This is a genomic window from Chroococcidiopsis sp. CCALA 051 (assembly GCF_003015105.1).
GTDB classification, from domain to species: Bacteria; Cyanobacteriota; Cyanobacteriia; order Cyanobacteriales; family Chroococcidiopsidaceae; genus Chroococcidiopsis; species Chroococcidiopsis thermalis.
In genome coordinates this window covers 1-11,866 of record NZ_PYCI01000178.1, presented here as the reverse complement: position 1 = coordinate 11,866, position 11,866 = coordinate 1, and the positions used below count along the sequence as shown (strand labels likewise).

Here is an 11,866-nt window from a genome sequence, read left to right as displayed (position 1 = left end):
GTCTCATGGCACAACTCTACAGCGATCGCTCGGTCAAAATAAACAAAGTAGATATTGCGATCGCAACTGGCAGCAAAATCAGTGACCAGTGACCAGTGACCAGTGACCAGTTATCAGTTAACGTCAGCTAACAACAAATGACAAATGACAAATGACCATCAAGTCATCGGTATCGATCTGGGTGGATCGGCAATTAAGTTAGGGCGATTTTTGCCGGATGGAACTTGCTTGCAGTCTTTAACCGTACCTACGCCCCAACCAGCTACGCCAACAGCGGTACTATTGGCAATGGTAGAGGCGATCGCTCAAGTCGATCCGCAACGGCAAGCGGTGGCGATTGGTGTCGGAACTCCCGGTCCCGCTGATGCGGCGGGGCGAATTGCGAAAGTTGCGATTAATCTTCCTGACTGGTACAACGTTCCTTTAGCCGATTGGTTAGAAGCAAAAACGGGTTTACCGACAGTCGTTGCTAACGATGCCAATTGTGCGGGCGTAGGGGAAGCGTGGTTGGGGGTAGGGCGCAAGTTCAAGCATTTTATTTTATTGACTATAGGTACGGGTGTCGGTGGGGCAATTATCCTTGATGGCAAACTATTTAGCGGGCATCGCGGCGCGGCTGGGGAACTGGGGTTAATCACCTTCAATCCTGATGGTCTACCCTGTAAAAGTGGCAATCAAGGCTCTTTAGAACAGTACGTTTCGGTAACAGCGATCCGACGGCGCACGGGCAAGGAACCAGCCGAGTTAGGCGCTTTGGCTGAAGCTGGAGATCCCGCGGCTTTGCAATTTTGGTCGGAATATGGTAAGGATTTAGGAGCAGGGTTGGCAAGTCTGGTATACGTACTATCGCCAGAAGCAGTGGCGATCGGTGGTGGTGCGTGTGCGTGTGCGGAGTTTTTCTTTCCGGCAACATGGGCTGAAATTGAGCGTCGAGTTGAACCCTGTTCCCGCGAGGGTTTGCAGTTAGTTTGCGCCGAGTTAGGCAATCAAGCCGGAATCGTGGGAGCGGCTAAATTGGCTTTGACAAAGGTAGTTGGTAACTGGTGAGTGGCTAGTGACTAGTGACTGGTGACTAGATAAACAGCCACTAGCCACCAGCCACTAGTCACTCTCTACTGATAACTGAATAATGAGAAATGAATTAAGATTTGCTGCTTGTATGTGGCTGTTGAGCCGCTTGGTAGTCAGCATGGCAATGTTACTAGTTGCACCTACGCTACCAAAACCACCAGGAGGCGTTATTCCTAATTTTGGTTGGGGAGTATTTTCTCATTGGGATAGCGTCTTTTATCAACAAATTGCAACTTCTGGTTATGCAGGAGACAATGTTGCTTTTTTTCCGTTGTTTCCTCTATGTATCCGTGCTTTGATGCTGCTGGGGTTATCAGCAGAAGTGGCGGGGGTATTAGTAAATAATTTGGCGTTTTTAGGCGCATTATTATTACTAGCTAATTGGATGGCTCGGCAGTATGGAACAAATGCAGCCCGGTGGAGTGCAGCCGTATTAGCTTGGTGTCCGCTGTCATTGTTTGGTACGGTAGTCTATACGGAAGGGCTATATTTACTTTGCAGTACGGCAACTTTACGCGCTTTTGAATTTAAGCAGTATCCTGGGGTGGCGCTGTGGGGAATGTTGGCTACGGCGACTCGCCCAACCGGAATTGCGATCGTGCCTGCCTTAATTATTACTGCGTGGAAAGAACGCCGCCAATCGATCGCCTATCTTGCTAGCTTGGCAGCTGGCAGCGGTCTATTACTCTACAGCCTCTACTGTAGGATTTATTTAGGCGATTGGCTGGCTTTCGGACGCGCCCAGCAGGAATGGAAGCGATCGCTAGGGGTTGACGTACAAGGTTGGTGGAAGATGCTGATGCAAGTTGTTGTCGGCACTGCTAACTGGAAGTCTGGAAGGATCGAAGATCCGCTGCATCCGTTGTTGTTTATCGCCATAATTGCTTTGGCTTATTGTCTTTGGCGCTGGCGTAGCCGATTCAATCCAGTTAAGGTAGGCTATGGTTTTTGCGTCCTCGTTTTGGCTTTGTGGCTGTTAGCAGGCGATCCGTTGCTGAATACGGTTGCTGTTTTAGGTGGGATTTACTTGTTATGGTATATGCGCCACCAACTAACTACTATAGCGATCGCCTATGGTTTTTGTGGTTTAGGATTGTTACTTATTTCTGGTAGTACTTGGTCTTTAACTCGATTAGTTTACGGAATTGTCTCGTTACCAATTGCACTTAGTTTATTACTGTCCCGCCATCCGCGTTGGGGATATATAACATTAGTTTTTTTCACCATTTTACTAATCTTGTTCTCAGTCAGATTTGCCCAAGAACTGTGGATAGCCTGAAATCAGTTATCAGTTATAGCAGTTCTAAATGATTTGTAAAGCAGGCTAGAAGCCTGCTCCACGTTCATGAATCAAATAGGATTACTGTATCAGTTATCAATTATCAGTGATCGGTTAACCAATAACAAATGACAAAATATATCAAAATATTACGATTTTAAGTAATTAAGCTAACCAATGTTGTTTTGTGGAAGCAGAGATTTTATCTCTACTCAAACCAACAAAGGGAATTTTGCCATGAGTCATGGTTTGAAGCATAAACCACCAAACGAGTTATCGAACAAAGAAAACGAAACAGTTTTTTATCGTTTCATGACTCGTTTTTTTGCTAAGCTAACAGCTATTTTTTTGGCTGGTATTCGCTTTTTCACCTCGTTTTTAGCTCGGCAATTCGGAGGGAATAAGCTATCGAGAAAACTCAAAACTAGTATTACGATCGCCCTACTTGTGATTTTTACAGTCTTAACCGGACATACTGTATCAGCACAAGTTGGTAGTCCGCCAATCGTACCTTTAAACCAAGTATCCATTCCCGAACCCGACAATATTGGCGAATTTATTCGCAACAAAACCGCTGCGATCGCTTTGGGAAAAACTTTATTCTGGGATATGCAACTCGGTACGGATGGTAATGTCACTTGTGCGACTTGCCACTTTAAAGCAGGTGCAGACAGCCGCTCGAAAAACCAACTCAACCCAGGATTAAAGGCAGGCGATCGCGTATTTAATCTTGCTGGCGCACCTAATTACCAGTTAACAGCGGCAGATTTTCCCTTTCATCAGCTAGAAGACCCCAATAATATCGCCTCTAGGGTTATATCTGACAGCAATGATATTGCAGGCTCCCAAGGGGTATTTCGAGCTGATTTTGTCGATATCGTGCCTGGAAGCGATCAAGATAACGTCACGCCACAGCCAGATGATATCTTCAGAGTTCAAGGTATCAACACGCGGCGCGTCACAGATCGTCACTCTCCAAGTGTTATCGATGCAGTCTTTAACTTCCGTAATTTCTGGGACGGCAGCGCCCAAAATATATTTAATGGAGTCGATCGCTCTGGATTGAGAAACCCAGAAGCTTTAGTCTTACAAGCCACTAACCGCAGGCGCTTGCGGGATGTGCCAGTCAGAATTAAAAATTCGTCTTTGGCTTCCCAAGCCGTAGCACCCATAACCACAGCAGTTGAGACAGCAGCCGAAGATTTGCCAATAGCACCATTAGTCATCGATTTATCTGATACGGATAACACCGTGAGGGTGAGGGATACTAACGGTAATTTAGTTGATAGTAACAGTGCCGATATCGCCGCCTCAACAGATGCGATCGCGGAAACTAGCGCTACGACAGCACAATCGACTCGCCGGAGAATCATCAGGAGAATAGGGAGAAAGGCAGGTAAAAAACTCCTGGCTTTGCCACCTTTAGCAAAACAGCGCGTCGCCAGCAATGACAGCGTTTTAGGAGCTTTTAGTAAAGCACCTCAGCCAGGTTTAAACAAAACCTACGAGCAGATGATTCAAGAAGCTTTCCAACCTCAGTGGTGGGACTCTAACATGGTGATTCGCGTCAATCCGAATACGGGTAGGCGGAGATTCTATCGCCGACCGCGAAATCGCCCTCTATCAACAATTGAGTATACGCTGGCGGAATACAATTTCTCGCTATTTTTTGGATTAGCAGTTCAAGCCTATGAATCTACTCTAGTTTCCAGCCAAACGCCCTTCGACCAATTCTTAGCAGGAAACCGCAGTGCTTTTACCCCGCAGCAACAGCAGGGATGGCAGCTTTTCACTCGCAGGGGTTGTATTGGCTGTCATGCAAGTACAGAACTAACTGCGGCTTCGTTTCGGAATGTTTCTGGTCGTGGCAGAATCGGACGAGCGCCAATTCCTGGAACCCCTGTGGAAGATACGGGATTTTTTGCCATTGGAGTTAGACCTCCACAGGAAGACGTTGCTTTAGGTGCTGATGATGGGTTTGGCAATTCGCTCTCTGAAGCACGGTTGGCACAGCAAGGGAAATTCTCGCAACTATTAGGAGAAAATCCACCCACGCTCGATCCACCCCTAAGTCCCAGCGATACCATCCTGGCGAATGGAGCCTTCAAAACTCCAGGACTGCGAAATGTGGAACTGACTGCTCCTTATTTCCACAACGGCGGAACTTTGACTTTGGAGCAAGTGATAGATTTTTACAGTCGCGGTGGAGATTTTGGCGGTTTGCCAGTGCTGAATTTGACCACTAATGAAAAACAAGCGTTTGTTGCCTTCCTGCGCGGACTAACCGATGAGCGAGTTCGCTTTCAAAGAGCGCCCTTCGACCACCCACAGCTTTTTGTTCCCAACGGACACCCAGGTAACCAAAATGCTGTAGTTAATGATGGTAAAGGACAAGCCACAGACGATTTGCTAGAAATTCCTGCCGTGGGACGTAATGGAGGCAATCCGATTCCAGATTTCCTGTCTAATTTCTCTACGACGGGGACAACTTTGAGTCAGTAAACAGTTGTCAGTTATCAGTTATCGGTTGTCGAGACGTTACATATAACGTCTCTAGGAGATTTACGATCGCCTAGCCCGATTTGTCGGGCTTTTTTCTTTCACAATTATGATGGCTAATATTCGGTATATCTAGATTAGCGATCGCCATATGTAAATGAAAATCAGCTATAAGAAATTTACAACGCTCTGCATTCACTCGCCCTAATGTAACAAGTAAAACTTATCCTCTCAATCCCAGTTAACGCTAATATTAGCTGGGGTGGCGTGACCGAAAGGGGATCGGATTAAGAGAAAATAAAACTAACACAGTCAGTCCTGATGCTCAATGAGCGTAACTGATACATCGCAACTGATACATCGCAACTGAATACAAAGAGTATGGATTTAGCCAATCTTGCAACCCAGTTGAATGCTGGGACGATTTTGCCAGAGAGTATCGTCCTCGTTACTCTCATGGTGGTTTTAGTTGGTGACTTGATTGTGGGTCGTAGTTCCTCGCGCTGGGTTGCTTATGCAGCGATCGCAGGGCTGCTTGGTTCCATAATCGCTCTCTATTTTCAATGGGATATTGCCAATCCAATAGCTTTCTTAGGCGGCTTTAATGGTGATGACCTGAGCATAGTTTTTCGCGGTATTATCGCGCTGTCTGCCGCTGTCACCATTTTGATGTCAATTACCTACATCGAAAAAAGTGGTACTGCTTTGGCGGAGTTCCTCGTCATTTTGCTCACTGCTACTTTAGGCGGAATGTTCCTCTCTGGAGCAAACGAGCTGGTGATGATTTTTATCTCTCTAGAGTCTTTAAGTATTTCCTCTTACCTGCTGACGGGATACACCAAACGCGACCCCCGTTCTAACGAGGCGGCGCTGAAATACCTATTGATTGGTGCTTCCTCTACAGCCGTCTTCCTTTACGGCGTATCCCTACTCTACGGACTCTCGGGCGGACAAACTGAACTGAGCGCGATCGCCACTGGAATCGTCCAAGCTAACGCGGGTCAGTCTCTCGGTCTGGCGATCTCCCTCGTCTTCGTCATTGCGGGAATTGGCTTCAAAATCTCCGCTGCACCTTTCCACCAATGGACTCCAGACGTTTATGAAGGTGCGCCCACTCCAGTCATTGCTTTCTTATCTGTAGGTTCTAAAGCCGCTGGGTTTGCCCTTGCCATTCGCCTTCTTTCTACTGCTTTTCCCTTACTTTCTAGCGAGTGGAAGTTTGTCTTTACCGCCCTCGCTGTCCTGAGTATGATTTTGGGTAACGTCGTTGCTCTAGCTCAGACCAGCATGAAACGGATGTTGGCTTATTCTTCCATCGCCCAAGCCGGATTCGTCATGATTGGTTTAATTGCGGGTACAGAAGCAGGATACGCCAGTATGGTGTTTTACCTGTTGGTATATCTGTTTATGAACCTGGGCGGCTTCTGCTGCGTCGTTCTATTCTCCCTCCGCACGGGAACCGACCAAATTAGCGAATACTCAGGTTTATATCAAAAAGATCCCTTGCTGACTCTATGCCTCAGCATTTGCCTGCTGTCTTTGGGAGGTATTCCACCATTAGCCGGTTTCTTCGGCAAGATCTATTTATTCTGGGCTGGCTGGCAAGCTGGACAGTATGGATTGGTATTGCTAGGACTAATTACCACCGTAGTTTCAATTTACTACTACATCCGTGTCGTCAGGATGATGGTGGTCAAAGAACCGCAGGAAATGTCCGATGTGGTGAAAAACTATCCCGAAATCAACTGGACTTTATCAGGGATGCGTCCGCTACAAGTGGGTATCGTACTTTCTTTAATTGCGACATCTCTAGCTGGAATTCTCTCTAACCCACTATTTACCTTGGCAAATAATTCCATTGCCAATACGGCGATCCTGCAACCCATCATTATCAGCTCCGCAGGAGCGCAAAGCTTTGCACCAGTACCTAAAACTTCGCCGCCAGTAAGTTTGACAGATCGGACTTAATTGCTTACCTTTTAGCAGGAGACAATTCAATTCGTAATTGGCAATTTGCAATTCGCAATTATTCCTGACTCTTATGGGCGGGTTTGAGCGAAGAATTATTTGTTCCAGTACAGATCTGCGAAAAAACCCGCCCCTACGACTTCCGCTCGCCGATCGCTTTGTACAGACGTTACATGTAACGTCTCTACTGATAACTGGTAAGATCTTTAAGGTTTCTGGAACTGTCATCAATGGGAAAGACTCGCGCACGAATCGCAATAGACGCTATGGGGGGAGACCACGCACCCGCTGAAATTGTTGCTGGTGCTCTGCGAGCAAGGGATGAATTAGGCGTAGAGGTCATACTGGTGGGCGATCGCCACTCTATTGAAGCCGTCTTGCCCGCTAATACTAATCTCGGTCAGTTGGAAATCGTCCCTGCGGAAGGGACGATAGAAATGCACGAGGAGCCTCTAAGTGGCATTAGGCGCAAGCCCAAAGCTTCGATTAACGTAGCAATGAATTTGGTCAAGCAACAACAGGCAGATGCCGTAGTCTCAGCCGGACACTCAGGTGCAGCGATGGCATCGGCATTATTACGTTTGGGAAGACTATCTGGAATCGATCGCCCAGCGATTGGAGCCGTGTTTCCCACAATCGTTGCTAGCAAGCAAGTTTTGATCCTAGATGTGGGTGCAAACGTCGATTGTCGCCCCAAGTTCTTAGAACAATTTGCGGTTATGGGGACGGTGTACAGCAAATACGTTCTAGGTATTTCCGAACCTAAAGTCGGTTTGCTCAATATTGGCGAGGAAGAATCCAAAGGGAACGATCTCGCACTTCAAGCTTACCAACTACTCCAAGCCAACCCTAAAGTTCCATTTGTCGGAAATGCCGAAGGGCGAGATATTCTCTCGGGTGATTTTGATGTAATCGTGTGCGATGGCTTTGCTGGTAACGTGCTGTTGAAATTTGCCGAAGCAGTGGGAGAAGTATTGCTGCAAATCCTGCGCGAAGAATTACCCCAAGGATTGCACGGTCAGTTAGGCGTATCGCTGTTGCGACCAAACCTGAAACGGATCAAGCAGCGGGTAGATCATGCCGAACACGGAGGCGGATTGCTTTTGGGTGTCGCAGGGATCTGCATTATCAGCCACGGTAGCTCTCAAGCGCCGTCGATTTTTAATGCCATTCGTCTGGCAAGAGAAGCAGTAGATAACGAAGTGCTAGAGCGAATTCAGGGTTCGGTAGCGATCGCGGAAGAATGAGGAGCGAGGAGCGAGGAGCGAGGAGCGAGGGAAAAGTTTAACCCCCTCACCCTTCACTCCTCGCCCCTTCTACAGGGAGAAGCATGGTACAACAATCAGGCGTAATTATTACAGGTAGCGGTTCTGCCACACCAGCAACCGTTTTAAATAACCAGAGTCTCAGTCAGCTGGTAGACACATCCGATGAGTGGATTAGGAGTCGTACGGGCATTGGTAGCAGACGGCTAGCCACGGCAGCGGAGTCTTTAAGCTCGATCGCCTCTGCTGCTGGACAAGAGGCGATCGCGATGGCAGGCATTACACCAGCCGAAATCGATCTGATTCTTTTAGCAACGTCCAGCGCCGACGATCTGTTTGGGAGTGCTTGTCAAGTCCAAGCACGGCTGGGCGCGAGTAATGCTGTAGCCTTCGATCTGACCGCAGCTTGTTCTGGATTTGTGTTTGGCATGGTTACTGCTGCCCAATACATCCGCACGGGAGTCTATCAGAACGTTTTGCTGATTGGGGCAGATGTGCTGTCTCGTTGGGTAGATTGGGAAGATCGGCGTACCTGCGTCCTCTTTGGCGATGGTGCGGGAGCTGTCGTGATGCAAGCAGACAAACGCGATCGCTTACTCGGATTTGAACTCAAAAGCGACGGTACGGAAAACCACTGTCTCAACCTCAGCTATCAGGGCAAACCGAAACAACTCATGGATGGTGTGGAAGTGACTCAAGGAACTTATCAACCCATCACCATGAACGGTAAAGAAGTCTATCGTTTTGCCGTGCAGAGAGTTCCAGAAGTCATTGACAAAGCCCTGTTTCGTGCCAATCTCACTGTTGACAACATCGATTGGTTGCTCCTACATCAAGCTAACCAGCGCATTCTCGATGCTGTAGCCGATCGCTTGAAAATTCCCGCCCGTAAAGTTATTAGCAATCTCGCCCATTACGGCAACACCTCCGCCGCCTCCATTCCCCTGGCACTCGACGAAGCAGTCCGCCAAGGACAAGTGCAACCCAACCACATCATCGCCGCCTCTGGCTTTGGCGCAGGCTTGACCTGGGGAGCCGCCATTTTTCAATGGAAGTAGGTGAATCAGTTATCAGTGACCAGTTATCAATGGCTAGTGGCTGGTGACTGGTGACTAGCCACTAACCACGAGCCACCAGCCACTCACAAATGACAAATGACAAATGACTAAAACAGCATGGGTATTTCCAGGGCAAGGTTCGCAAGCAACTGGCATGGGGATGGATTTGTTAGAAATCGACTATGCCAAAGATAAGTTTGCCCAGGCAGAAGAAATTTTAGGTTGGTCTGTTGTTGAAATTTGCCAAAGCGAAGATGATAGCCTGTCGCGCACGCTCTACACCCAGCCTTGTATGTACGTTGTAGAATCTGTTCTTGCTGACTTGTTACGACAACAAGGACGACAACCAGACTTAGTAGCAGGTCATAGCTTAGGAGAATATGCTGCTCTCTACGTTGCTGGCGTGTTTGATTGGTCGTCGGGATTACGCCTAATTAAACGCCGTGCCGAACTGATGGACAGCGTTTCTGGTGGGATGATGGCGGCTTTAATTGGTTTTGATCGCACCCAGCTAGAAACTCAACTGCAACAAATGTCTGATGTTGTCCTGGCAAATGATAATAGCCCAGCTCAGGTCGTAATTTCTGGCACTCCCACTGCCGTGCAAGAGTTGATTGCTAACATCAAAACAAAACGGGCTATGCCCTTAAAAGTATCGGGAGCTTTTCACTCGCCATTTATGGCAGCAGCCGCTAGCGAGTTTCAACAAGTATTAGAAACCGTAACCTTTAACACGGCAACAATTCCAGTTTTATCGAACGTGGAACCAGTGCCAACTGTAGATGCAGCGATTTTAAAAGATCGCCTGACACGCCAAATGACAGGTGGAGTTCGTTGGCGCGAGACAGTTCAACGCTTTGTAGAAGCAGGCGTGCAACAGGTAGTAGAAATTGGTCCAGGTAACGTCCTGACCGGATTAATCAAGCGGACTTCCCCTGACTTAGGTTTAGAAAATATTAGTGGTAAGTCGTAAGTTGACAGTTATCAGTGACTGGTGGCTAGTGGCTAGTGGCTAGTGGCTAGTGGCTAGAACTGCTTCCTTGTCCCCCTTGTCCTCCTTGTCCCCCGATTCCCGGCTCCCGATTCCCGACTCCCGCCTCCCGACTACCGATTCCCCATGCCAAGAGAACGCGAACCATTTGCCAGTCTGCTGCTGTACTACCTATTTAAATATTCGGTCGTCAGTCCGATGCTGCACGCTTATTTTCGGGGACGCATTTTTGGCGCGGAAAATGTCCCCCAAAAGGGATCGTTGGTGGTAGTGAGCAATCATGCTAGTTACTTCGATCCGCCACTGCTCTCGGCTTGTATGAGACGACCAGTGGCTTACATGGCAAAAGAAGAGTTGTTTGACGTTCCGGTTTTGAAGCAAGCAATTGAGTTGTACGGTGCTTATCCAGTCAGTCGCGGGGCGGGCGATCGCAAGGCTATTCGTGCTGCACTAAAATGTTTAGAAGCAGGCTGGGCGATTGGTGTCTATTTAGAGGGAAAGCGCACGCCTGACGGACGCATTACCGATCCCAAACGCGGAGCCGCATTACTCGCAGCCAAAGCTCAAGCTCCACTTTTACCCGTCAGCCTGTGGGGAACTGAAAAAATTTTAATGAAAGGTTCTGCCGTTCCCCGTCCCGTCCCAATCACCGTAAGAATTGGCGAAGTCATTCCCCCTCCTACTTCCACTGACAAGGAAGAATTACAAGCCATCACGCGACAGTGTGCTGCCGTGATTACTACGCTACACGAATTGGGAAGATAATCAGTTATCAGTGGCTAGTAGCTGGTGGCTAGTGGCTGGATTCTTTATCTAGTCACCAGTCACTAGCCGCTAGCCACTCACTGCTACCTCATAAACGATAAACTGTAAAAATATTGTCATAACTTCAGATTGATGGAAGATTTAAGAACAGAACTGGCAGAAAGTTTAGATAGAGCTGAGTGGGAGTGGTTAATTCCTCATGCGATGCGAGATGCATTGGTAGTTGTTGCACCACAGCTCGATATTCTTGATGTTGGAGTGGCGATCGCGAATGATAACGTAACTGCGGTACAACATTGGATCGGTGAAGCATTGATTGCTAAGCCTTCTAATCATCAACTTTCTGATTGGAATAGCGATCGCGCTAAGCAGTTCAATACTTTGATCGTCCAGCCATACGTCCTCGTACAAGAGCTATCTGCTGCTTGAGGTAGGTGATTATTTCCAGCAGCTACCGTATGCTGTATTCCTAGCTGGAAACCTATGTTAAGCAAATAGCGATCGTACTTATGAAGCCAGATATGCAGGAACCACCGAATTTTTGGGAACGTTTAAATAATTTGGTATTGGTGCGTTTCTTGCTATTTTTTCTTTCTGGTTGGGCTTCTATCTTGCTGCTGAAATATTTCGAGGATGTTATTGCAATCTTCTCATTTGCTGCGATTTTAGCGTTTTTGCTCAGCTATCCCGTACAGTGGTTGCAAAAATACTTGCCTCGCTATGTAGCAGTTGCTATAGTTTTTCTGGTGAGTTTAGTATTAATTATTGCGCTCACAATTACTGTTGGTTTATCCTTAGTATCTCAAGCACAACAGCTAATTAATAGTATTACAGCTTTTTTAAACTCTTTAATTCCATTGGTAGAAAACCTAGAGGTCTTTCTACGCAATCGTAACATTATAGTCGATCTAAATGCAATTCAACAGCAGTTACAAAATCAAATTCTCTCAGGACTGAGTGTAGGTTTAAC

Annotated in this window: 10 protein-coding genes; all 10 read left to right on the top strand. The window is 47.4% G+C overall.

The features are described 5' to 3' along the window. Window positions 1-144: 144 nt before the first annotated feature. Window positions 145-1,047, top strand: a complete 903-nt coding sequence (locus C7Y66_RS27775) for an ROK family protein (protein ID WP_106548049.1) — start codon at window positions 145-147, stop codon at window positions 1,045-1,047. 82 nt (window positions 1,048-1,129) lie between these two features. Further along, window positions 1,130-2,350, top strand: a complete 1,221-nt coding sequence (locus C7Y66_RS27770) for a mannosyltransferase family protein (RefSeq protein WP_199197683.1) — start codon at window positions 1,130-1,132, stop codon at window positions 2,348-2,350. 237 nt (window positions 2,351-2,587) lie between these two features. Continuing rightward, a complete protein-coding gene (locus C7Y66_RS27765) occupies window positions 2,588-4,852 on the top strand; it encodes a cytochrome-c peroxidase (RefSeq protein WP_106548050.1) in 2,265 nt (754 codons plus the stop codon). Between the two features lie 378 nt (window positions 4,853-5,230). After that, window positions 5,231-6,817, top strand: a complete 1,587-nt coding sequence (locus tag C7Y66_RS27760; RefSeq protein WP_106167610.1) for an NAD(P)H-quinone oxidoreductase subunit N — start codon at window positions 5,231-5,233, stop codon at window positions 6,815-6,817. 230 nt (window positions 6,818-7,047) lie between these two features. After that, window positions 7,048-8,064: a phosphate acyltransferase PlsX gene (plsX, locus tag C7Y66_RS27755; protein ID WP_106548048.1), complete on the top strand. Its 1,017-nt coding sequence runs from the start codon at window positions 7,048-7,050 to the stop codon at window positions 8,062-8,064. Between the two features lie 83 nt (window positions 8,065-8,147). Further along, complete coding sequence (locus C7Y66_RS27750) at window positions 8,148-9,140, top strand: beta-ketoacyl-ACP synthase III (RefSeq protein ID WP_106548047.1); 993 nt, start codon at window positions 8,148-8,150, stop codon at window positions 9,138-9,140. A gap of 103 nt (window positions 9,141-9,243) precedes the next feature. After that, complete coding sequence (gene fabD / locus C7Y66_RS27745; protein WP_015152787.1) at window positions 9,244-10,113, top strand: ACP S-malonyltransferase; 870 nt, start codon at window positions 9,244-9,246, stop codon at window positions 10,111-10,113. A 144-nt stretch (window positions 10,114-10,257) separates the two neighbouring features. Further along, complete coding sequence (locus C7Y66_RS27740) at window positions 10,258-10,896, top strand: 1-acyl-sn-glycerol-3-phosphate acyltransferase (RefSeq protein WP_015152788.1); 639 nt, start codon at window positions 10,258-10,260, stop codon at window positions 10,894-10,896. Window positions 10,897-11,028: 132 nt separating this feature from the next. Further along, entirely contained in the window at window positions 11,029-11,325 is a 297-nt protein-coding gene (locus C7Y66_RS27735) for a DUF2288 domain-containing protein (RefSeq protein ID WP_106167607.1), read from the top strand. Window positions 11,326-11,405: 80 nt separating this feature from the next. Further along, the coding region (locus tag C7Y66_RS27730) for an AI-2E family transporter (RefSeq protein WP_146149897.1) at window positions 11,406-11,866 on the top strand (461 nt) is incomplete at its 3' end.

Bases quoted from the DNA above. Each gene is read 5' to 3' on its own strand.
- C7Y66_RS27775 (WP_106548049.1), top strand. From the start codon at position 145: ATGACAAATGACCATCAAGTCATCGGTATCGATCTGGGTGGATCGGCA.
- C7Y66_RS27770 (WP_199197683.1), top strand. From the start codon at position 1,130: ATGAGAAATGAATTAAGATTTGCTGCTTGTATGTGGCTGTTGAGCCGC.
- C7Y66_RS27765 (WP_106548050.1), top strand. From the start codon at position 2,588: ATGAGTCATGGTTTGAAGCATAAACCACCAAACGAGTTATCGAACAAA.
- C7Y66_RS27760 (WP_106167610.1), top strand. From the start codon at position 5,231: ATGGATTTAGCCAATCTTGCAACCCAGTTGAATGCTGGGACGATTTTG.
- plsX (WP_106548048.1), top strand. From the start codon at position 7,048: ATGGGAAAGACTCGCGCACGAATCGCAATAGACGCTATGGGGGGAGAC.
- C7Y66_RS27750 (WP_106548047.1), top strand. From the start codon at position 8,148: ATGGTACAACAATCAGGCGTAATTATTACAGGTAGCGGTTCTGCCACA.
- fabD (WP_015152787.1), top strand. From the start codon at position 9,244: ATGACTAAAACAGCATGGGTATTTCCAGGGCAAGGTTCGCAAGCAACT.
- C7Y66_RS27740 (WP_015152788.1), top strand. From the start codon at position 10,258: ATGCCAAGAGAACGCGAACCATTTGCCAGTCTGCTGCTGTACTACCTA.
- C7Y66_RS27735 (WP_106167607.1), top strand. From the start codon at position 11,029: ATGGAAGATTTAAGAACAGAACTGGCAGAAAGTTTAGATAGAGCTGAG.